Genomic DNA, 22,888 nt, shown 5'->3' with positions numbered 1-22,888 from the left:
TCAGCTCGTTAACTCCAGCCACTGCTGAAGTCCTGAAACTCCTGCAACTCCTGCAACTCCTGAACTCCTCCGGGCGGCAATAGGCCAGGGCTTGCGGCAGGCAATCTCGGGGCGAACACAGCCACAACAGCCTCACCCCCTCACCAGCAATATCATCCCTCCAAACAAAAAAGCATACAAGATTATGAACGACATAGACAACCAGAACGGCAAGAGGATGTCGATAGAGGAATTCCTCGACAACGACGAGCGCAAGGACTTGCTGCGCTTCCTCACAGCCGGCTCGGTGGACGACGGCAAGTCGACACTGATAGGGCGGCTGCTTTTCGACAGCAAGAAGATATACGAAGACCAGCTCGACGCCCTCGAGCGCGACAGCAAGCGCATGGGCAACGCCGGCGACCACATTGACTACGCCCTGCTGCTCGACGGGCTCAAGGCCGAGCGCGAGCAGGGCATCACCATCGACGTGGCCTACCGCTACTTCTCGACCAACAAGCGCAAGTTTATCATCGCCGACACCCCGGGGCACGAGCAGTATACGCGCAACATGATAACAGGCGGCTCAACGGCATCGCTGGCCGTCATACTAGTAGACGCGCGCAACGGGGTAATCACGCAGACGCGGCGCCACACGTTCCTCGTGTCGCTGCTGGGCATAAAGCATGTGGTGCTGGCAGTCAACAAGATGGACCTGGTGGGCTTTGCCAAGCAGACGTTCGACGGCATCGTGGCCGAATACATGGACTTCGTCAAGCCCCTCGGCATACCCGACATACAGTGCATACCGCTATCGGCACTCGACGGCGACAACGTGGTGGAGAAGTCGGAGCGCACGCCGTGGTACGACGGGCCGACGCTGCTCGGATTCCTCGAGACCGTCAGCGTGGGCAACGACCAGAACATGGCCGACTTCCGTTTCCCCGTGCAGTATGTGCTTCGCCCCAACCTCGACTTCCGCGGGTTCTGCGGCAAGGTGGCCTCGGGCGTGGTGCGCAAGGGCGACGAGGTGATGGCCCTGCCGTCGGGCAAGAAGAGCCGGGTGAAGGCCATCGTGACCCAGGACGGCGACCTCGACTGCGCATTCCCGCCGCAGTGTGTCACGCTGACGCTCGACGACGAGATCGACGTGTCGCGGGGCGAGATGCTCGTGCACCCCGACAACCAGCCCGTCACGGCGCGGTGCTTCGAGGCCATGCTCGTATGGATGGACGAGGAGCCCATGGACCGCAGCAAGCAGTTCTACCTCAAGCAGACAACCAACACCACAAGGGCACGCATCGACGGCATACGCTACCGAGTAGACGTGAACACGATGGAGCAGTCGAACGCCGACGCGCTAAAGCTCAACGAGATAGGCAAGGTGGTAATCACCACAAACAAGGAGCTGTTCTTCGACCCTTACATGAAGAACAAGAGCTGCGGGTCGTTCATCATCATCGACCCCGTGACCAACAACACCTCGGCCGTGGGCATGATAACAGCCAAGGCCGACACCGCCGACCTGTTTACGCCCATCTCCGACGACGACAGGCTGCGCATGGAGGGCGGCCGGTCGATAGTGGCCGACGACGAGCGCACCGAGCGCATAGGGCAGCAAGGACGGGTATACTGGATTGAGGGCGGCACCGACGCGCAGCAAAGCCTGCTGGCGCTGACGCTCGAGCGGCGCCTGTTCGACATAGGCCGGTATGCCGTGGCATTGACGCCGGGCGAGTGCCTCGGTGCCGACGCCGAGGCCATGGCCCGCAAGCTGGCCGACGGCGGCGTGGCCGTGGCGTGCTGCACAAGGCCGGCAGCCGTGGCAGTGAAGCCCGGCGACGTATGCCTGGCCATAGCGGCCGACGGGAAGGCGCAGCCCGGGGCCACGGCCATAGCGCCCGACAAGATGCAGCAGGCAGTGGAAGACATAATCAACGAAGCATAGCACCATGGGATTACTCGAATTCAACAAACTGCCCATCAACACGCTCGTGGGAGCCGACTGGGCCACGTTCAGGGCCGTGTGCGACGGGCGCGACATCGACAGGGGATACAGACAGAAGTACATGCTCACCAAGGCCGTGTGCCGGCTGCTGAGCCTGCTCACGCCAATACAGGACGCACGCTACCGCCGCCGGCTGGCCGACAAGCCGCTGGAGCATCCGCCCGTGTTCATACTGGGCCACTGGCGGAGCGGCACAACGTTCATGCACAACGTGTTCTCGTGCGACAGCCACTTCGGCTACAACACCACATACCAGACCGTATTCCCGCATCTAATGATGTTCGGGCAGGCGTTCTTCAAGAAAAACATGGCGTGGCTGATGCCCGACAAGCGACCCACCGACAACATGGAGCTGTCGGTGGACCTTCCGCAGGAGGAGGAGTTTGCACTGGCCAACATGATGCCGTACACGTATTACAACTTCTGGTTCTTCCCGAAATACATGCACGAATACTGCGACCGCTACCTCACCTTCGAGCGAATAACGCCCGAGGAGCTGCGGGTGTTTGAGGAGGTGTTCACCAAGCTGATAAAGATCAGCCTGTGGAACACCCACGGCACGCAGTTCCTGTCGAAGAACCCGCCGCACACCGGGCGCGTGCGCGAACTGGTGAAGATGTTTCCCGACGCCAAGTTCATTTACCTTGTGCGCAATCCCTACACGGTGTTTGAGAGCACGCGCAGCTTCTTCAACAACACCATAAAGCCGCTGAAGCTCGAAGACATCAGTCCCGAGGAGATGGAACGCAACATCCTCGACATATACACAAAGCTGTACAAGCGCTACCAGGCCGACAAGGCGCTCATACCCAAGGGTAACCTTGTCGAGGTGAAGTTTGAGGACTATGAGACCGACGCCTTCGGCATGACGCGCCAGATATATGCCGACTTGGGGCTGCCCGGATTCAAAGAGGCCGAAGAGGCCATAAGGGCCTACACCGACAAGAAGAAGGGCTACAAGAAAAATGCATACAAGTATGACGACCGCACGGTAAGGCTCGTAGAAGAAAACTGGGGATACGCCCTAAAGGACTGGGGATACTCAATGTGACATGAGTGTTAAGTTTAAGTGTTAAGTATCACTAATCACTAATACTTAACACTTAAACTTAAACTTCGTTTTCTCGCGCCTTGCGCTCTTCTTCCATCAACTGGAAGTCTTTCTTGCGCAGCACAAAGCTGTTGCTGAGATACTTTTCCCTGACAATCTTGTTCGACGCAAGCTCTTCGGGACTGCCCTGGAAGAGGATGCGCCCCTCGAAAAGCAGGTAGGCACGGTCGGTTATCGACAGCGTCTCCTGCACGTTGTGGTCGGTGATAAGGATGCCGATGTTGCGGTATTTCAGCTTCCAGACAATCTGCTGTATGTCTTCAACGGCAATGGGGTCGACACCGGCGAAAGGCTCGTCGAGCATTATGAACTTAGGGTCGATGGCCAGGCAGCGCGCAATCTCCGTGCGGCGGCGCTCGCCTCCCGACAGCTGGTCACCCTTGTTCTTGCGCACCTTCTGCAGCCGGAACTCCTTTATCAGGCTCTCGAGCTTCTCCATCTGGTACTCACGTGGCTTGCCCGTCATCTCGAGCACTGAGAGTATGTTGTCTTCTACGCTCATCTTGCGGAACACACTGTTCTCCTGGGCAAGATAGCCTATGCCCGCCCGCGCACGCTTGTACACCGGAAACTTGGATATGTCGAGGTCGTCGAGGTAGATGTGGCCTGAGTTGGGCACGATAAGGCCTGTGGTCATGTAGAACGACGTGGTCTTGCCGGCCCCGTTGGGCCCGAGCAAACCCACAATCTCGCCCTGCTTGACGTCGATGGAAACGTCGTTGACCACGGTGCGCTTGCCGTAGCGCTTTACCAGCCCTTCGGTGCGAAGCGTCATTCCTCCCTGCTTTCTCTCGTCTACGGCAGGCCCTGCCGAGATGCTGATGTTTTCGTCCATAATGCTTATAACCTGTGCAAAGGTACAGCAAAAATTCGAGTATGCGAAGCGAATGCCCCTTAAAATCACATAAACAAATGCAAAGCCATGGCCCGACACGGCCCACGGCCCGACACGGCAGCACCTGCCACATACACCATTTTTAACGAACGCGGAGCAAAAAACCCACCGCAACATTTCGGTTTCTATTGGATAATAGCTACCTTTGCAGTGACAAATGACTCAAAGGATGGTAATATACAAATGGCTGAACAGCCTCGGCCGCTACCTCGAGCTGATGGGGCGCACGTTCCAGCGGCCCGAGCGCATGCGCATGTTCTTCAAGGAATACCTGAAGGAAATGGCCCAGCTCGGTGTCAACTCCATAGGCATCGTGCTGCTGATATCGTTTTTCATCGGGGCGGTGATATGCATACAGATGAAGCTCAACATTCAAAGCCCGTGGATGCCGCGGTGGACCACGGGCTACGTGACTCGCGAGATAATGCTGCTGGAGTTCTCGTCGTCAATCATGTGCCTCATACTTGCGGGCAAGGTGGGCTCGAACATAGCCTCCGAGATAGGCACGATGCGCGTCACCCAGCAGATTGACGCCCTCGACATCATGGGCGTCAACTCGGCCTGCTACCTCATCCTGCCCAAGGTGCTCGGCCTGATCACCATCATGCCCTTCCTGGTCATCTTCTCTTCGGCCACGGGAATACTCGGCGCATACGGCACGGCATACATAGGCCACGTGCTCTCGCCCGAAGACCTGACGTCGGGCCTGCAGCACGCCTTCAACCCATGGTTCGTATGGATGAGCATCATCAAGAGCCTCTTCTTTGCATTCATAATATCGAGCGTGCCGTCGTACTTCGGCTATACTGTCGAGGGCGGCTCGGTCAACGTGGGCAAGGCCAGCACCGACGCCGTGGTCAGCAGCAGCGTGCTGATTCTCTGCTCCGACGTGTTCCTGACGCAGTTGTTGAGCTGAACAGGAGGCAGGAGACAGGAGGCAGGAGTGCAGACAAATGTTTTCCAAGGAGACGGGAGGCTGGAGACGGGAGTGCAGACAAATGTTTTCCAAGAAGACGGGAGGCTGGAGACGGGAGTACGGACAATTGTTCTGCAAGGAGAAATGAAGCTGAAGTATACAACTCTACAGGTGCTTTTGCGCACAGTGGAAATACAAGGAAGAAATGGGACGGTTTGGATTTGAAAACATAATGGCATGGCAAAAGGCGCATGAATTTGTGCTTTGCGTTTACAGACTGACAATGAGATTTCCACATGAAGAGCGCTTTGGCCTCACGTCGCAGTTCCGCCGGGCGGCCATCTCCATCGAGGCAAACATTGCCGAGGGCTACAAGAAACTGGGCAAGGCCGACAAGCTGCGCTTCATGAACATTGCCCAAGGCAGCCTTGAAGAGTGCCGCGACTATATAATATTGTCGAGAGACCTCGGATACATCGAAATAAACGAATATGAACAACTCTGCAATGCCAGTGAGCAAACCGCAAAACAGCTCTACGGATATTGCAACGGCATAATAAATAATAACTGTTTAAAAGATTAAAAAACATCAGGAACAAGACACGAATACAGTAAATGACATAAGGAAAAGTCGACAAGACGGAGCAATGCCTACGGGGAGATGCCTTCCGATGAAGAATCAATGCCACTGCCTCATCATAAAAGACAGATCAGCATCTCATGGCTTCCGGCAAATGTACTATGCAGAACATGATTCTGCACTCCTGCCTCCTTGCAGAACATTTGTCCGTACTCCCTTCTCCTTCCTCCTTCCTCCTCATTTCACATTTGTCTGTACTCCAGTCTCCAGCCTCCTGATTACTAAAGAATATGATCGAAATAAGACACCTATGCAAGTCGTTTGGCGACAAAGAGGTGCTGAAAGACATCAGCACAGTGTTCGAGAACGGCAAGACAAACCTGATAATAGGCCGGAGCGGCTCCGGCAAGACTGTGCTCATACGCAACCTCGTGGGCCTGCTTACGCCCACGAGCGGTGAGATTCTGTACGACGGCCGCGACTTCGGGTCGATGACAAAGAAGGAGAAGATAATGCTGCGCAGGGAGATGGGCATGCTGTTTCAGAGCGCCGCGCTGTTCGACTCGATGACGGTGCTGCAGAACGTGATGTTCCCCCTCGACATGTTTTCAGACAAGACGGCGCGCGACCGCGTGCGAAGGGCACGCACATGCCTCGACCGCGTCAACCTGGTGGACGCCGAAAACAAATACCCCGGCGAGATTTCGGGAGGCATGCAGAAGCGCGTGGCCATAGCCAGGGCCATCGCCCTGAACCCCAAGTACCTGTTTTGCGACGAGCCCAACTCGGGCCTCGACCCCAAGACGTCGCTCGTGATCGACGACCTGCTGCACGGCATCACACAGGAATTCAACATCACCACCATCATCAACACCCACGACATGAACTCGGTGATGGGCATCGGCGAGAACATCATCTTCATACATGAGGGCCGCAAAGAATGGCAAGGCCACAGCAGCGAGATAATGGAGTCGCCCAACGAAAACCTTACCGACTTCATATTCGCCAGCGACCTGCTGAAAAACATGCGCAAAGCAGTGCTGGAGAAACGAAACAAATAAGCCACACAGGGATTCGTCGGCATGTTTGTCGAGTTTATCGTGCTTGTTTAACATCTTTTAGCCTTGAACATTTGACGTTCAAGGCTTTTTTGTATAAGTTTGCAATCGTATTTGGTTCACCCGTATGCCGCCATGCGGCGCCGGGCGATTAAAAGGGAACCGGGTGGAAGTCCCGGACAGTCCCGCTGCTGTGAGTTCCATTAGAGCAGCGAACAAATATGCCACTGAGCCACGACGGCTTGGGAAGGCGTTCGCTGTGGAACGAGTCAGAAGACCTGCCATGTACATCACAAACATAAAACTCGATGGCTTTCGAGGAAAGGCCGCGAGAAGCAACTGCCAACAGCCTGCGCATTGCAGGCTGGCACAATATGGCATCCTGCCCGTTACGCGACTTTCCCCGTGCAGCCATCCAAACAAGGATGGGCAATGAACCTGAAGAGAATATCAACACTTCTGGCAATAATGCCAACGTGCGTGGCCGCCACCGAAGGCAAGACGCAGATACAGTATGGCTCGCCCCGAATGGACGACCGCACCAACCGGCTGATTGTGATGACCACGCAGTCGGGCTTCGGCAAAAACTATGAGCACAACTGGCTGCACCTTGTCGACGGCACTACGGGCGAACTGCAAAAGACGTTCAAGCTCAAGCAATACTATTGGTTCCAGGAGCTGCCCGTGTTCCCCGACAAGTATGCGCCCGAGTTCAACGGCGTCAACGGATATGTAACCTTGGAGAAGGGCGGCCAGCCATACACGGCCGACCTTGCCGGGAGCGTCAGCGACCGCGACAACATAGCCTACAACATCAGCATCGCCCTGTCTGACAGCGGCGACGCCAACGTGGCCGACGTAACGCTCGACGGCACCACCCTGGCCATACAGCCGGTTGGCGCAGGCACTACGAAGGCCATACTGACGGCCGAGTCTAACGGCATCACCACCGAACAGGAGATATACATCACCGTCAACATGCCCGACGCCATCGGCCAGGCCACAGCCCACAGGGCCATAAAGGCTGCCGGAGGCAGGCTCACAGTCAACGGCTATGCCGGCTGGGCGTTCACGCTCTATAGCGCAAGCGGAATGGCAGTGGCCGACTTCACCGCCACCACCAACAACCACACCGCAACGCCGGCCGTGCCCGCCGGCGCTTACATACTGAAGGGATGCTGCGGCAGCGAGGCTGTGACAGTGAAAGTGAAACTCTGACAACAGCCAATAGGCGGCGGCATCGGTGCCGCTGCACTGCGTTGGCGGGATGGTGCCCTGACAGGCGGCTTCACTCCCGCCAACTTTTTCTGCTGCCAAGGCACGCGTCTCGCATATTTTACATACCTTTGCAACAATAACAAAGAGTCGGCCCGAAGGCCCGACTGGGATAATAACAAACAAATGTAACATGACAAAGAAGACTATCGTGTTGTTCGCCATGATGGCGGCAACGGCCTGTTTCAACCAGGCCAAGGCCTGCACAGGCATCACCCTGAAAGCTGCCGACGGGGCATGCATACCGGCACGCACCATCGAATGGGGCGGCAGCGACCTGAAGAGCCGGTATGTGGTGGTGCCCAGGGGCTACGCCCAAACGTCGTACGCCCCCGGCGGGCAGAAGAGCGCCATGGCGTTTACGGCCAAGTACGGCTATGTGGGCCTGGCCGTAGAGCAGGAGGAGTTTGTGGCCGAGGGCCTCAACGAGGCCGGACTGTCGGCCGGACTGTTCTACTTTCCGCAATACGGCAAGTACGAGGCTTTCGACGAGGCCGTCCGCACCACGTCGATAGCCGACCTGCAGCTCGTGGCATGGGTGCTGGGCAGCTGCAAGACTGTGGACGACGTGAAGCAAGCCGTGGGCAGCGTCCACGTGGTGGCCGTCGACCCGCGCGCGTCCACGGCCCACTGGCGGTTTACCGACGCATCGGGACGCCAGGCCATATTGGAGATAACCGACGGCAAGGCCCACTTCTTCGAGTCGAAGCTCGGCGTGCTGACCAACTCGCCGGGCTACGAGTGGCAACTGACCAACCTCAACAACTACGTCAACCTGCTGCCGGGCACGGCTCCGCAAAACCGGCTCGGCGAACTGTCGCTCATGTCGTTTGGCGCCGGCAGCGGCTTCCTCGGGCTGCCGGGCGACGTCACACCGCCATCGCGCTTTGTCCGCGCAGCCTTCTACCAGGCGTCGACACCGCGCGCAGCCACGGCTACGGAGGCCGTGCGCCAGTGCTTCCAGATACTGAACAACTTCGACATACCCATAGGCATTGAGACGGCCAGGGGCGAACAGCACGCCGACCTGCCCAGTGCCACGCAGTGGACGTCGGCCACCGACATCATGAACGGCCGCATATACTACCGCACCATGCGCAACAGCGCCATACGCTGCATAGACCTCAAGGCCATAGACTTTGGCAAGGTGAAATACCAGACGGCACCGCTCGACGATGTGGACGAACAGCCAATAGTGATGGTAAAGGTGAAAAACAAGTGACCGACGGCATACACCAGCGAGCAACTGTACGGCAACAGGACACAAGCCACGGCCACGGCCCGCAGCCCATCGGTGTAATACTTTTTCCGGACAAGCCATGCCACGGAAACACCCCTTGCCACAGCATGCTGCCAAACGCCGGGAAACGCCGGGCATAACGGGCCGGACTACAAAGCCAGACGTGCCGTTCCACACTGTGGGGCGGCACGTTTGGCATGCCGGCATGCCCGCCACGACATGGCCACAACCGGCTTGTAATGATTTTATCACCGGCGGAATGGTGAAGCAGCCCCCGCCCGGGCCGCAAACAGCCGGACGCCCGCCCGCAACTGCTCGCTGAAGGCCGCAGGCAGACTGCCGGTGCAGGCCACACAGGCCGGACCGCCGGCATGGCGACAGGCGATGAGCCGGCCACAGCCCAGCGACAGCAGGCGCCGCAATAGCGCTTGCCGGGGTATTACCAGGCAAATCTGTTGGTGAGTCAAGCCCCCATTATGGTTTTGCCTTTAAGGTTCATTTCCCTTTTGCTTTCCATTTCAATTTTCCTTGGATATTGAGGTCTGGTTGATGTCTTGCGTGTCAGGGTTGCTGAACTTGTGCTCCTTCTTGCCGAAGTTGAAGCGGTAGCTGACTCTTATGTGTCCGTAGTTGTCGGTTACGAGGGGTGTGCGCGATGTACTGCATGTGGCGTACTCGCCGTTGTCGAACTCCGTCCGCGTGGCAGCCCTGAAGGGGTTTGTGTATTCCGCCTCGATGTTCCAGTCGTTTATGCTGTAGGCAATGGTGAGCCTGAGCCTGTGGGGGCTTTTTATGTAATTGCCCAGTGTGGGGTTTACGCCTTTGCTTGGCGTCATGTATGAAACCAAGGCCCGCCAGCCTTTGTACAGCAGCTGCGAGCTTATGGAGAAGTAAATCCTGTTTTCACAGATGTCGGTCCATGCACTCGACTTTGAGTGGTTGAATATGGCTATTCCCATGATGTCGAGCAGTTTCGGTATGATGTAGTACTTGGCTCCCGTTTCCAGGTGCGCGTTCCAGTATGTACCGTTGTTTACGTTTTGGCGTACAAACGCGCCGCGCCCGGCGTCGTGGTTTATTTGCATGTAGGTGAAGTCGGGGCATACTTTCAGCGCGGCGTAGTTGAACCACTGCAGCCTTGGCGATATGTCGAACGTGTGGTCGACGGTGGAGTTGTAGCTCATGTAATCCTTGAGCTTTGGGTTGCCTACAAAGACTTCGTATTCGTTTATGCGGTACTCGTCACCCGTACGGTTGGCGTTGCTTGCTTCCGTGCTCATGGCCGTCAGCGACAGGCTCAACGCATGCTTGCCCTTGAGGTAAGACATACGTATGCCCGGGGTGAAAAATAGGTTTGTCTGCTCGTTGCCGCTTGACTTTACAGTGGCCGCTTTGCCCGCCAGGCTTGCCTGTATGCTGAAAGTCCTCTTTATCTTATAAAGATATGTTACGTGCAGCCTTTCCGTATGCTTGCGCAGCCTTAAGTCGCCACACGTGGCCTGGCGCATGGTGATGTCGTTTATGTCAGTAAATCCCATGGCAACGTTGATGTTTAGCGACGACTTGCGGCCGAATGCCTTAGTGTAGTTGGCCGTGGCCGACAGGTAGTGGCTGTCCTCGCGCGTTCCGTTGGCATAGCGGTCGCATGCGCTGCCGGCTATGTTCTCGTAGTGTCGGTCGTAATGGTTGTTACCGTAGCTGTAATATGCTTCCATGCGCAGGCTTTGCCGCTTGGGCAGAGTGCGGCTGTAGCGCAACTTCAAGGCGGGGCTGATGGACTGCGAGGTGGCGTTTTCACGCCGTGTGTACGCCTCTGCGTCGTTGCTGTATGCAAGGGTGCTGCCGCTTTCGTCATTGCTGTGGCTCCTGTTGAAGCGTGCCGAGGCGTAGAGGCTTTGCCTGGTGTCAGAGTAGAGGTAGGTGAAGTAGGCTCCCATGGCATCTTGCCGGTTGAGGGCAGACAGTGATTCGGTGCGGCGCGTCACTGTGGCTTCGGGGAATCTGTATGTAGTAGCCCTGCAGTCTTGCGGTTGTCCGCTGAAGTTGTTGTAGCTGCCGTTTGCCGATATGGCATATTCCGACTTCCCCTCAAAGTATTGTGCCGTGGCCCGGGCGTTGCCTTCGGGTGTGGTCAGCTTGTGCAATGCGCTTATGGCAACAGTCCCTGCGTAGTCGCGTTCTTTCAGCACATAGTCGAACACGGCGTATGCATCAGGGTATTCCGGCTTGCCTTGCGTGTATAGGTCTATGCGTTTTATGTCTTTGGGGTTGAGGTTTTGCACTTCTTCGTTTGTAGCCTCCCTGCCGTCGATGCAAAGTGCCACGCTTTGGTTGTGGTATCTGATGGTGTTTTCCAATGGGTCGGCGTCAAGCCCGAGAATCCTCATCACGTCTATCGCACTGTATCCGTCGTAGGCGTGGCGCATTTGCTCCTTGGTGGGGTAAATCATGGTTCTGTCTTCTGTGCGCACCGTGTTGCTGCCCAGCACCACCACTTCGGCTATTTTCGCGGTCGACTTGTCCATGGCAATGTCGCCCAAGCGGATTGCATGCTCCTTTGTAGGGCTGATGGCCATCGTGGTTGGCTTGAAGCCTAAGTATTCGGCCTTGAGCTTCAAAGCCCTGTTTTCTTGCGCTATTTTTAGCTTGAACTCGCCTTTGCCGTCGGTTGTGGTGCCACCGGCATACACGCTGTCGTCAATGTAGCAGCGTATTGTTGCCTTCTGCAGGTTGTTTTTTTCGTTGTCTATCAAATGCCCGGTGATTGTTGTTTGGGCTGTGGCCCTGAGTGTTGCAAATGCCATTATGGCGAAAAGGATGATTCTCGTTGTTATTCGATTAGTTTGTGGAAGATTGGATTTAAGTTGCAAATAAGCAGAATTGCCCGTGCACGGGCTTCATTTGAAGTTATTCATCCAGAATGCAAAGATAGCATAAACAAAGTAAAATACAGACCAAATTACAGAAAAAACAACAGAAAGTTAAAGGTTCATTAGGCTTTGATGATTTTGGATAGCGCAAAGTAAAGCCGCACGAAAGCCAACTTGAACCGGAATTGCGCTGCCACCCCGCTACCGAAATACGGGTGTGGCAACGGCGCGGAAAAGAAAGGCAAAACGAGATAAAAAGCCAAGCGCGCCGCTCCACTGTGTGGAACGGCGCGCCTGGCATATCGGCAAGCCTGCCACGGCAAAGCCGCAACCCGGCATTGCTGCCCGTAACACGCCCATGAGGCAGGCGCACAGCGTCACTTCATGCGCCACCCCGAGGAGCCCTCAACCATTGGCACCACCACCTCTTCCCTGGTGCTGTCGCCAAAGCACAGCAACAGGAACACGTTGGTTTGGCGGGCCACCGAGTCGGCCACATACTTCACCACGCTCACACGGGCTATGCCGCCGTGCTCCTCCCGCTGCCGGGCCATGAACTGCTTGGCGCCGGCCAGCAACTGCTCGCGGTAGGCCGCAGGCAGGCTGTCGACACCGGCCACACCGGCCAGATAGTCGGCATAGCGCCCCGCAATGAGGTGGCCATAGCCCTCGACGGCCGCCTTGGCGGCCAGTTCGCCGGGCTTGGGCTCTTCCTTGCAAGCCGCAAAGGCAGCAGCCACGATGCACAACAATGCGACGACCGGGCCTTTCATGCTACTTCTGGCGTATGAAGATGTTGATGGGCGAGCCCGTCAGAGTCCAGTTTTCGCGTATCTTGTTCTCGAGGAAACGGCGGTAGGGCTCCTTGATATACTGCGGCAGGTTGGCGTAGAACACAAACGACGGTATCTGGGTGTTGGGCAACTGCGAGCAGTACTTTATCTTGATGTACTTGCCCTTGATAGATGGTGGCGGATAAGCCTCTATCAACGGCAGCATCACCTCGTTGAGCTTGGTGGTGCCGATGCGCATCTTGCGGCTGAGGTAAACGTCCTTGGCCGTCTCGAGCACCTTGAAGATGCGCTGCTTGGTGAGTGCCGACGCGAACACTATTGGGAAGTCGGTGAACGGTGCCATGCGGTTGCGTATGGCCGTGGTGAATGTGTCAATCACCTTCTGCGTCTTGTCTTCCACAAGGTCCCACTTGTTGACCACCACGACAAGACTCTTGTTGTTCTTCTGTATTATCTGGAAGATGTTCATGTCCTGGGCCTCGATGCCCCGCGTGGCGTCAATCATGAGTATGCACACGTCGCTGTTCTCGATGGCGCGTATGGAGCGCATGACGGAGTAAAACTCGAGGTCGCCCGTCACCTTGTTCTTGCGGCGTATGCCGGCGGTGTCTACCAGGTAGAAGTCGAAGCCAAACTTGTCGTACCGCGTGTATATGCTGTCGCGCGTGGTTCCGGCAATCTCGGTCACTATGTTGCGGTCTTCGCCGATGAAGGCGTTGATGATGCTGCTCTTGCCTGCATTGGGTCGGCCCACCACGGCAAAGCGTGGTATGCCGTCCTCGAGCAGTTCGCCGTTGCCCTCGGGCAGCTTGGCCACCACGGCATCGAGCAGGTCGCCCGTGCCTCCGCCCGATATGGCGCTCACACAATAGGGGTCGCCCAGGCCCAGCTTGTAGAACTCGGCCGCATAATAGCGCTGCGCGTTGTCGTCGGCCTTGTTGGCCACGAGTATCACGGGGAGCTTGGTGCGCCTCAGTATCTTGGCTACGTCCATGTCAAGGTCTGTGACGCCGTTGTTCACGTCGACGAGGAAGAGCACCAGGTCGGCCTCTTCGGTGGCTATCAATACCTGCTTGCGTATCTCCTCCTCGAAGATGTCGTCGGAATTGACCACCCATCCGCCGGTGTCAACAACGGAAAACTCACGCCCGTTCCATTCGCACTTGCCGTACTGACGGTCGCGCGTGGTGCCTGCCTCGTCGCTCACAATCGCCTGTCGCGACTGGGTGAGGCGGTTGAAAAGTGTAGACTTGCCCACGTTGGGTCGTCCTACTATTGCTACTAAATTTGCCATTTGCTTGTTTACTATGTGTTGTTGCGGCACGCGGGCAACGCCCGGTGCCGCTTTGTTGCTGAATCAATGCCATGCCCGCGCGGCCCACGGCCACCACCGTCAAACGGGGTTGTAGCCGAAGCTGTCGAGCTCTTTGTCGGAGCTACGCCAGTCTTTGTCGACCTTTACGAACACTTCGAGGTAGACGCTCTTGCCGAAGAAGCGCTCGAGGGCCTTGCGGCTCTCTGTGCTCACCCGCTTCAGGGCAATGCCCTTGTGGCCTATGACGATGCCCTTCTGCGACTCGCGCTCCACGTAGATGACGGCGTTGATGTGTATGTGGGTGTCGTCTTCCTTGAAGCTCTCCACCCTCACCTCCACCGAATAGGGTATCTCCTTGGCATAGTATAGCAGTATCTTCTCGCGTATTATCTCGCTCACGAAGAACCGGGCCGGCTTGTCGGTGAGCTGGTCTTTGCCGAAGTAGGGCGGACTGTCGGGCAGCAGCTCGCCGATGCGCTTTAGAAGCAGGTCGGTGCCAAACTTGTTGAGCGCCGATATGGGCAGAATCTCTGCCTTGGGCAGCAGCTCGTGCCAGCGGCCCACTATCTGGCCGAGCGTCTTCTGGTCGGTCTGGTCTATCTTGTTGATGAGAAGCAGCACCGGGACGGTCATCTTTGCCACCTTGTCGAGGAAGTCCTTGTTTTTCGTAGGGTCTTCTATCACGTCGGTGACATAGAGCAACACGTCGGCGTCCTGCAGTGCCGACTCAGAGAAAGCGAGCATAGACTCCTGCAGCTTGTAGTTTGGCTTGAGCACACCCGGTGTGTCTGAAAATACAATCTGCATCTCGGGCGTATTCACTATGCCCATGATGCGGTGGCGTGTTGTCTGCGCCTTAAACGTAGCTATCGATATGCGTTCGCCTACGAGCTGGTTCATCAGCGTAGACTTGCCCACGTTGGGATTGCCCACTATGTTTACAAATCCTGCCTTGTGCATTTGTGCTGTATTTTTGCATTTGCGCCGCTGTGCCCATACCTTTATCGGGCGTAGCGGCGATAGTGTCTGCAAACTTACGAAAAAAAAATGAAACTGCCTACCCTTTTGCCGAAAATCGTAGCGGCGGCCTGTGCTTTTGCCGCCATGTGGGCTGCAGGGCCGCAACCGGCAAAGCCACGCCGGCACGCAAACAAAAATCACCGGGGCCGGCAAGCGGGCCGGATTACGGCCTGTGCCGACGCCACACGGCGGACGGTAGGCGCGCCGAAAAAACGCAAGCCCGATGACCCGCCGGGCCAAGGCACGACAGGACATCGGGCAGGAATGGGCACAGGCAGCCGCAGGCCGGCGCATGTGGCGAGGCTGCCGGAGCCGCAGGCCGCTGACGCCGAGGCCCACGGCAAGCAGGCCGCCGGCGGTCAGAACCTCAGGCTGATATAGAAGCGCATGGAGCCCACCTTCCACTTGGCCGACGGCTCGTCGCCCGACAGGTCGATGTCGCCGCCGTCTTCAATGTCTTCGAGCTCGCTTAGGTCGAACATGCTGTCGTACTTGACGTTGCCCCAACGGCCCTCGATGCCTAAGGAGATGGCCTTCCAGGCCACTGCGCCGCCAAACGAGAAGAATGTGCCGTAGCTTGTGCTGAACTCCTCGGCTGCGTAAAGCATCGACATCGTAGGCGTGACACGGAAATAAAGGCTGGCCTTCAGCTCATCGACGGGATTGACCGTGACAGAAGGGCCTACCGACATGCCTATCTCGGCCTGGTACATGTCTTCGGTATCAACGCCGGTGCCATCGTCGCCGCCCGACGTGCCGTAGTCGCCGGGGTCGTAATAGTTGCCGCCGTCTTGCGACGAATCGTAGACGTCGCCGCCAAAGAACCCGAACTTGTCTTCATACTTCGCGAAGTTGATGTCGAAATAACTCCAGTCGATGCCAAACTTAATCATGCCCAGGATTGGCTTCTTGTGCAAATAATATGTGCGCCCGCTGGTAAGCGCCACGCCCAGGTTTGACCGCCATGTGCCGTTGATGTCTTTCTGGGTGAGGCTCTGGTTGACGTAGGCAATGTTGAAATACTTGGCGCGGTCGTTCCATATCCTGCGGTTGCGCGAGTCTTCCTCCAGCTCCTGGTTGCTCGACTTCAGCGAACGCATCTCTTGCTGCAGCGAGTCGACAAGCATGGTGAGAGAGTCGCCAGAGTGTACTCCGGGTGCCACCTCTTGTATCTGTTGGGCTGCGGCGTGGCCCGAAGCCAACACTGCAATCGCAGCCATAATCATACTTTTCATTGTCATTGTTGTAATCGTAGTTTTATGTTAGCAATGTTATATTCTATCCATTTCTGCCATGAAGTTCCAGTCAAGGGATATGTACACGCCGCCACGCTCTATCAGCACGTCATAAATAACCAAGCCGGCATCGCCACTGTCGGGAACCACAAATGTGATGCCGTCGGCGGTCACGGTTGTCTCGGCATAATGATAATCCTGGTTCTCGTTGCCGCCATACAGCAATACGCGGTCGCCCTGGATGAAACATTGGCCGCCTATGGTCAGGGTCTCGCCCGGACTATACGTGTCACTGGCCGGGTAACTCAAGCACGAATACGGTGGTGCAGACACTTGGCCAACGTAGAACTCCTCGCCGTTGCGCTCAAGGTAGACTTGGGCTTCGCCCAATATGTATGCCGCCGACTCGATCATGTAATCGTCATAGATGCGTATGTCGGCCTCCTGCTCAACAGTTGAGACTGTAATGCCGCCCTCGTTGTCGAAACTCATTGAACGCAGAAAGATACGGTCGACATCCGAAAGATCCATGCCTTCAATGGTGAAAGTGGTAAGCCCGTCTGACTGCCATGTGGTATTGCACGAATAATTGTATAGTTGTATGTAGCCTATGAAATACTTCACCCCGTTGCGTACAACGTAAACAGTGGCGTTGCTCCATACTATCTCGCCCGGGATGACAAAGTCAAGGTATGTGTCGCCATAGTTTATGACAGTGGCTTCAACCTCGGTCAAGACGTCGGCCACGCCGTCGCCATTATAATCTAAACCTTCGCTATAGCCCGGTTGGCCACTTTCGTTGGTGCCATTCTGCACCAGCACCCTGTCGCCGGCAGTAAAACCAGTGCCGCGCAGGGTAACCACCGACCCTGTATAAAACTCACCGTAACTCGGCAGCATCACATTGATTGTTGAACCGTCTGCGACCGAATCGTCTGTAAACGGGGCGTGCTCGTCCTCAACGCACGACACTTGCATCATGGCTGTGAGCAACATCGGCAACAACACACGGCCTGCCTTTAGTATTCTTTCCTTCATTCTCCCTTTGTTTTGAGGTTAAACATATAGTCTTAAAAATGCAAATCATGGCTAAATACGCTAATTGCCATTAAAAGCACAAACAGAAAATCGCATCCAAAGTTAATGTTTTTTAATCTCATGGCCAAATATTCCGCACGAAACTTCAAATTATTACCAAAACTAAGAAAAGGCCAACCGGTTGCCAACGCCAACACCACGATGCGTTGCACAAAGTGTAAGTAGCTGCCTGAATTAAATTGCCATCAGATAGTGCGCAGTTCCCTGAACGGCTTCCAAAGCCGGAAGAGGGGGCGGAACGGGCCACTCGACCGATGGGGCTCTTGGAAACAGCCCGTAAGAGCGTGAAAGATGACGGTAAAGGCAACCCGCATGAATTACAAAGGGCGCATTGCATGCAAAACAAAAACAGCGCCCCACCCGGCTTGCAGGTGATGCGCTGCTTTTGTTAAGTAGCTGTTCAAAATTAACCGATACAATAGACCTTGCAGGTGTCCTCTATATCTTTGCCACCATCTTGTGTGCTCTTTCGGGCCGCATACCAAAGTCTCATCGGTCGCGTAGCACGCTACGCTCTCTCTTCGGACTTTGGAATGCATCTCCGAAATAGCGCGCAATTTGATGGCAATTAATTTTGAACACCTACTTAAAACTATCAACAGGCTTATTTTGTCTCGTGAACAGAACTGCCGTCGTAACCCCACTTCACATAGGTGGCGCCATGCACAAAGCCTGCACCGAAAGCCGTGAATATGAGGTTGTCGCCCTTCTTGAGCCGTTTTTCATTATCCCAGAGGGCCAACGGTATGGTGGCGGCACTTGTATTGCCGTAATGCTCGATATTGACCATCACATGGTCCATAGACAGGTCGAGGCGCTTTGCCACAGCCTCTATGATGCGCATGTTAGCCTGGTGGGGCACTACGAAGGCAATGTTGTCCTTATTCAGACCGTTGCGTTCTGCAATGAGCGCGCAATCGTCGCTCATGCTTGTCACGGCGTAGCGGAACACCGTGCGCCCTTCCTGGTAGAGGTAGTGCAGACGGTGGTCAACGGTGAACGGCGACGGCGGGCACACTGAACCTCCGGCCTTGATGTGGAGGAAAGGCAACCCCTTGCCGTCGGTACGGAAATGCGAATCCATGAGCCCGACATTCTGCTTGGTTGTTGCTTCCACAAGCACGGCGGCAGCACCGTCGCCGAAAAGCGGACAGGTGCTACGGTCAGTGTAGTCGACCACAGCCGACATTTTATCGGCACCGATTACAATAATCTTCTTGTAACGGCCGCTCTGAATCATCGACGCAGCAACGTCGAGAGTATAGAGGAATCCGCAGCAGGCAGCCCAGAAATCAAACGCAAAGGCGTTTTTCAGCCCGAGCTTGCCAAGCACTATCGATGCCGTGGACGGAAACTGGTAATCGGCAGTTGAAGTGGTGACGATGAGGGCATCAATCGTGTCAGGGTCGACCCCCGTCTTATGTAGCAACTGCTTTGCTGCCTTGCGCGCCATGTACGACGTCCCAAGGCCCTCTTCGGTGAGGATGCGGCGCTCCTTGATGCCGACACGCGTCATAATCCACTCATCGTTGGTGTCTACCATCCGCGACAGCTCGTCGTTGTTAAGGACGTAGTCGGGAACGTAGCCTCCGATACCTGTGATTACCGCGTTGATCTTCTCCATTATTCAGCCACTTCTTCCTTAACTACAGCCACCTTTCCACGGTAGTAGCCACAAGTGGGGCATACATGGTGGTATACGTAGTAAGCTCCGCAGTTGGGGCATACTGCCAATGTAGGCGCTACTGCATTGTCATGGGTTCTTCTTTTGCGTGTACGAGTCTTTGACTGTCTTCTTTTAGGATGTGCCATTTTCTTTTAATCTTTAATTATTGTTTTTAATTTCTCTAATCCGCTCCACCGTGGGTCCACGGCCTGAGAGCCTTCCGCATCGTCGGCCATGCCGGCAGAGTGCTCGCTGAGAGCCTCCATCATGGCGACATTGCACTGGCCGTCGGCATGGACGTGCTTGATGGGGATGCCTAAGGCTATGAATTCGTAGATGTACCACGCCACATCAAGCACACCGTCATCCTCGGGCACTGTAACGAGGTCTTCATCATCGGAATATTCATCTCCAAGCCTGGCTGTCAACTGGCCATCGGCAACCACAGGCTGGCGCATATCGTCAAGGCAACGGTCGCAAGCGACTGTCACCTCAGCGTCTATATGAAAGCGAAGCTCGAAGTAACCACCGGCAACTTTCCTCACAGTAAGGCTGACATCGGCATCGCCACGCCTTACCTCGGGGGCGTCTATAGCCTCGAAGTAGCTGTCACTGAGGCGATAAGTGAACGTTGTAACGTCATCACTCAGCCCTTTAAGGTCTATCTTCAATGATTCCAAACTGCACATTTGCCTGCTTCCTTTTAACAATTGCACCCACCGCACACGCCTACGGCAATCCTTCCCGGCGCATGCGGGCACAATGTTTCGGGCTGCAAAGTTACGAATTATTTTTCATATCTGCCAATTATATTGCTTTTTTTTGCATTGCACGGCTGCTCTTTGGTGAAAAACATTGATAATCAATCAAAAGCGGCTACGCACAATGCTACTGGCCATAAATGCCTGCCCTATTATGCACGAGCCTGGCATCAGGCCGCCGAAGGCCCCGTTTGGCATTAACTCGGTATGGGCATTGCAACGTCAGCCCACCGCGCGGCTCACACCCATGCGCCATGTTACGGTTTGCCAGCCCTCTCAGCGTAAGAGCAGGGCTGTTGCGCAGGGGCAAGGGCTATGCTTTCCGCAATTCGATGCGGAACACCGTTCCCCGGCCCACCTCAGAGCTTTTCACAAAGATCTTGCCTTTGTGATACTCCTCGACAATTCTCTTTGCCAGCGACAATCCCAAGCCCCAGCCCCGTTTCTTGGTTGTGAAACCGGGGGTAAAAACGCTCTTCAGGTCTTTCTTCCTTATGCCCTTGCCTGTGTCATGCACTTCAACGACAACCTTTCCCGGCTCATCGAGCAGCCGTATGAGTATTGTGCCGCTGCCCTCCATGGCGTCGACGGCGTTCTTGCAAAGGTTCTCTATCACCCACTCAAACAGCGACGAGCTCATCTTCACGACCACGTCATGGCCTGGGAATTCCTTTTTTATAAGCACGCGCGACGATGTGCGGCGCCCCATGTAGTCGACGACATGCTCCAGCACTTCGTTCATCGAACAGTCAACGGGTTCGGGCAACGACCCTATTTTCGAGAAACGGTCGGCAATAAGCTCCAGTCTCTTGACGTCTTTGTCCATCTCCGGTATCAGGTCGTCATCGGGATAGTTCTCTTTCAACACCTCCACCCACGCCATGAGGCTTGAAATGGGAGTTCCAAGCTGGTGGGCCGTCTCCTTTGACAAGCCTACCCACACCTTGTTCTGCTCTGCACGCTTCGATGAAAGCAATGCAAAAATAGCCACAACGACAAAAATCAGAACCACCCCAAGCTGTATGTAGGGATACGACGAGAGGCGCTTGAGCATGTTGGATTCGTCGTAACACACGAGCTGGTAATCCGACTTGCCCGACGCCCCGCCGAAGTCAACCTTTATATATTTGCCGGAACGGTACATCTGATGGCCCAGGGCGGAGATGTAAGCCATGGAGTCGGCCTCATTCCTTGCATTGACCTTCACATTCCGATAGTCAGTAACATTGCCACCGGCATCCATGACTATTACGGGAATGGTATTGTTTCCACGTATGACACTAAGCACGAGGGTTAGGTCGGTGTTCTCGTCTGCATTGCTTAAGGCATGCAATGCCTGAGCCCACACTTCCATCTTATTGCGTTCTTCTTTTGACAAATCGTCTACAAGGATGTGCGACACAGACAGTGAAACCACAGCTATCACCACTGCAACTATAACCAATAGCATCCTTATTTGCCGTACACGGTCAGTCCACTGCATGTCGAATTTCTAAATTAATCATCAATACTAAGCTACTTTATGATTGCCGTCACTATTTACATAACGAGAAAAGCCGCAAAGATATTGCACAAAGAAGGAACAAAGGCAATGGCAACCGCTTGTCGGCAAGGGCACAAAGCCTGCATATTGCCGTAATATTGGGCCTACGGCTTGCACGCAAGCGTAATTGCCGAGCATGCGGCCTGTAAGCCGTATTACGTTTGCGAAGCAGAAAAAAGCGTTGGATGATGCAATATTACCGCAGAATTTACCTACCTTTGCGATAGGATGGCGGCAACTCTATCCGTCACATGCGAGAAAAAGAAGAAACGTTATGCACATCAAGCGCTGTGAGGCGAAGGGCATCTTCAAATAGAATGCCGAGATGGCATAGTTGGCTCACGTTTCCTGTAACAAACAAATGAATGCTCCGTAGAGAGCCTACAGGGGTTTTATGACGACGAGAATGAAACATTTATCAAGAATGCTCACTTTGCTCTTTGGCTCATTTGTGCTTATGTTCATGGCGGGATGCACAACTTCCAAGTCAGTTGTCTCTCAAGGTGCCGATTTGTCCAAATACAAATATGTAGCGCTCATAGACAATGACACGTACAGAATGCCCCCGGAACTCGTGCAATACCAGATACAGCTATACGACGCGGTGGAACGGTCGGGGCTGACACTGACAAATCAATACCGCATCGACAGACTGACACAAAGAGAGCAAGCTTCACTGTTGATAGCAACACTCGGTGTCGACGTAAGCAAAGAAGAAACAGTAATCACTATCAACTTCATAGATTTCGACACCAACCGACCCATGGTTTCATGCCGAGGTGCATACAGCACATTGGGCATAAACGAAGAGGCCGACATCAAGGGCGCCATCAAACGTGTAGGCGAACAGATTTCAAAAACGTTCAACCCCAATCGGCCTTCAGAGTCGAAAGTGAATTAGTTCTGTTGCAGGCTTCCTGCCGGCAACATTGCCCAGGCTTGGCCGGCCGCGCCATTTGCAAAGGCAACAGCCTGTATGCACGGCACCAAGTGAGGACAATGGCATTATTCAAGGAAATGTTTTAGGAGTTAAGGAGTTAGGAAGTAAAGGAGTCAAGACAATAGATTTCATACTCTTGGGAGTTCAGGAGTACAGACAATAGTTTAGGATATATTTTGGTGTTAAAGAGTTAGGGGGAGTAAAGGAGTCAGGACAATAGATATCATACTCTTGGGAGTTCAGGAGTACAGGAGTTCAGGAGTACAGACAATAGTTTAGGATATATTTTGGTGTTAAGGAGTTAGGGGGAGTAAAGGAGTTAAGACAATAGTTTTGGAAACATGGGTGTCCTGGGAGCATGGGGAACGTGTTGCAGGAAGGCAGTCTGTGCTATTGTCCTCTAACTCCATATAACTCCCCTAACTTCATTTAACTCCATAAATGCATCAGTCCTATCGGGCGCAGCAGCGGCGGCGTCCGCTACCTGCACGGCTGCCGGCGCAATGGAGCAATCCGGCCGTCGTGGCCGACCCCGGCAGACCTGGGGGATGGGATGCGCGGCCGGGGCCGCAGGCGGGGATACA

The 22,888-nt window shown here is 55.0% G+C and carries 19 protein-coding genes and 1 riboswitch; of the genes, 8 read left to right on the top strand and 11 right to left on the bottom strand.

Annotated elements, in window-relative coordinates; genetic code table 11:
* The first annotated feature begins 184 nt into the window (after positions 1 to 184).
* Positions 185 to 1,927, top strand: a complete 1,743-nt coding sequence (cysN, locus tag M3089_RS15060; protein ID WP_262896793.1) for a sulfate adenylyltransferase subunit CysN — start codon at positions 185 to 187, stop codon at positions 1,925 to 1,927.
* Positions 1,928 to 1,931: 4 nt separating this feature from the next.
* Positions 1,932 to 3,038 (top strand): sulfotransferase family protein, encoded by a 1,107-nt coding sequence (locus M3089_RS15055; protein ID WP_249085052.1) that lies wholly within the window; start codon positions 1,932 to 1,934, stop codon positions 3,036 to 3,038.
* 58 nt (positions 3,039 to 3,096) lie between these two features.
* Here M3089_RS15055 and lptB read toward each other — a convergent pair whose 3' ends face one another.
* A complete protein-coding gene (gene lptB / locus M3089_RS15050; RefSeq protein ID WP_394802300.1) occupies positions 3,097 to 3,933 on the bottom strand; it encodes an LPS export ABC transporter ATP-binding protein in 837 nt (278 codons plus the stop codon).
* A 229-nt stretch (positions 3,934 to 4,162) separates the two neighbouring features.
* On the opposite strand from lptB, the gene M3089_RS15045 reads away from it, so the two are divergent.
* The 5 genes from M3089_RS15045 (at position 4,163) to M3089_RS15025 (ending at position 9,044) form a co-directional block, all read left to right on the top strand.
* A complete protein-coding gene (locus M3089_RS15045) occupies positions 4,163 to 4,909 on the top strand; it encodes an MlaE family ABC transporter permease (protein WP_249085049.1) in 747 nt (248 codons plus the stop codon).
* Positions 4,910 to 5,114: 205 nt separating this feature from the next.
* The gene (locus M3089_RS15040) at positions 5,115 to 5,492 is read left to right on the top strand and encodes a four helix bundle protein (RefSeq protein WP_249085047.1); all 378 of its coding nucleotides are present in this window, start codon (positions 5,115 to 5,117) and stop codon (positions 5,490 to 5,492) included.
* A gap of 287 nt (positions 5,493 to 5,779) precedes the next feature.
* Entirely contained in the window at positions 5,780 to 6,550 is a 771-nt protein-coding gene (locus M3089_RS15035) for an ABC transporter ATP-binding protein (protein WP_249085045.1), read from the top strand.
* A 95-nt stretch (positions 6,551 to 6,645) separates the two neighbouring features.
* Positions 6,646 to 6,847: riboswitch (cobalamin riboswitch) on the top strand.
* Between the two features lie 132 nt (positions 6,848 to 6,979).
* The gene (locus M3089_RS15030; RefSeq protein WP_249085043.1) at positions 6,980 to 7,765 is read left to right on the top strand and encodes a DUF5074 domain-containing protein; all 786 of its coding nucleotides are present in this window, start codon (positions 6,980 to 6,982) and stop codon (positions 7,763 to 7,765) included.
* 190 nt (positions 7,766 to 7,955) lie between these two features.
* On the top strand, positions 7,956 to 9,044 hold the full coding sequence (locus tag M3089_RS15025; RefSeq protein ID WP_249085041.1) for a linear amide C-N hydrolase: 1,089 nt from the start codon (positions 7,956 to 7,958) through the stop codon (positions 9,042 to 9,044).
* A gap of 536 nt (positions 9,045 to 9,580) precedes the next feature.
* Here M3089_RS15025 and M3089_RS15020 read toward each other — a convergent pair.
* The 10 genes from M3089_RS15020 to M3089_RS14975 all read right to left on the bottom strand — a co-directional run bounded on the left by M3089_RS15020 (position 9,581) and on the right by M3089_RS14975 (position 21,304).
* Positions 9,581 to 11,815 carry a peptidase associated domain and porin domain-containing protein gene (locus M3089_RS15020; RefSeq protein WP_249085038.1) on the bottom strand — a complete coding sequence of 745 codons (2,235 nt, stop codon included), beginning with the start codon at positions 11,813 to 11,815 and terminating at the stop codon, positions 9,581 to 9,583.
* A gap of 494 nt (positions 11,816 to 12,309) precedes the next feature.
* Entirely contained in the window at positions 12,310 to 12,705 is a 396-nt protein-coding gene (locus M3089_RS15015; RefSeq protein WP_249085037.1) for a hypothetical protein, read from the bottom strand.
* A gap of 1 nt (position 12,706) precedes the next feature.
* Positions 12,707 to 14,020, bottom strand: coding sequence for a ribosome biogenesis GTPase Der (gene der, locus M3089_RS15010; protein ID WP_249085035.1), 1,314 nt, complete (start codon positions 14,018 to 14,020; stop codon positions 12,707 to 12,709).
* Between the two features lie 99 nt (positions 14,021 to 14,119).
* The gene (gene era / locus M3089_RS15005) at positions 14,120 to 15,001 is read right to left on the bottom strand and encodes a GTPase Era (RefSeq protein WP_249085033.1); all 882 of its coding nucleotides are present in this window, start codon (positions 14,999 to 15,001) and stop codon (positions 14,120 to 14,122) included.
* 419 nt (positions 15,002 to 15,420) lie between these two features.
* Complete coding sequence (locus M3089_RS15000; protein ID WP_249085030.1) at positions 15,421 to 16,296, bottom strand: hypothetical protein; 876 nt, start codon at positions 16,294 to 16,296, stop codon at positions 15,421 to 15,423.
* A 36-nt stretch (positions 16,297 to 16,332) separates the two neighbouring features.
* Positions 16,333 to 17,334, bottom strand: coding sequence for a hypothetical protein (locus tag M3089_RS14995; RefSeq protein WP_249085028.1), 1,002 nt, complete (start codon positions 17,332 to 17,334; stop codon positions 16,333 to 16,335).
* 664 nt (positions 17,335 to 17,998) lie between these two features.
* Positions 17,999 to 19,018: a beta-ketoacyl-ACP synthase III gene (locus tag M3089_RS14990; RefSeq protein ID WP_249085025.1), complete on the bottom strand. Its 1,020-nt coding sequence runs from the start codon at positions 19,016 to 19,018 to the stop codon at positions 17,999 to 18,001.
* Positions 19,018 to 19,206 (bottom strand): 50S ribosomal protein L32, encoded by a 189-nt coding sequence (gene rpmF, locus M3089_RS14985; protein ID WP_205112116.1) that lies wholly within the window; start codon positions 19,204 to 19,206, stop codon positions 19,018 to 19,020. The genes M3089_RS14990 and rpmF overlap by 1 nt, the downstream gene beginning before the upstream one ends.
* Positions 19,207 to 19,212: 6 nt before the next feature.
* Positions 19,213 to 19,749, bottom strand: a complete 537-nt coding sequence (locus M3089_RS14980) for a YceD family protein (RefSeq protein WP_205112118.1) — start codon at positions 19,747 to 19,749, stop codon at positions 19,213 to 19,215.
* 385 nt (positions 19,750 to 20,134) lie between these two features.
* Positions 20,135 to 21,304, bottom strand: coding sequence for a sensor histidine kinase (locus tag M3089_RS14975; RefSeq protein WP_249085023.1), 1,170 nt, complete (start codon positions 21,302 to 21,304; stop codon positions 20,135 to 20,137).
* 466 nt (positions 21,305 to 21,770) lie between these two features.
* Between M3089_RS14975 and M3089_RS14970 the strand changes: the two genes are divergently transcribed.
* A complete protein-coding gene (locus tag M3089_RS14970; RefSeq protein ID WP_249085022.1) occupies positions 21,771 to 22,265 on the top strand; it encodes a hypothetical protein in 495 nt (164 codons plus the stop codon).
* Positions 22,266 to 22,888 lie beyond the last annotated feature (623 nt).

It is taken from the genome of Marseilla massiliensis (genome assembly GCF_023336985.1).
GTDB classification, from domain to species: domain Bacteria; phylum Bacteroidota; class Bacteroidia; order Bacteroidales; family Bacteroidaceae; genus Prevotella; species Prevotella intestinigallinarum.
This window is presented reverse-complemented; position numbering and strand designations above follow the sequence as displayed.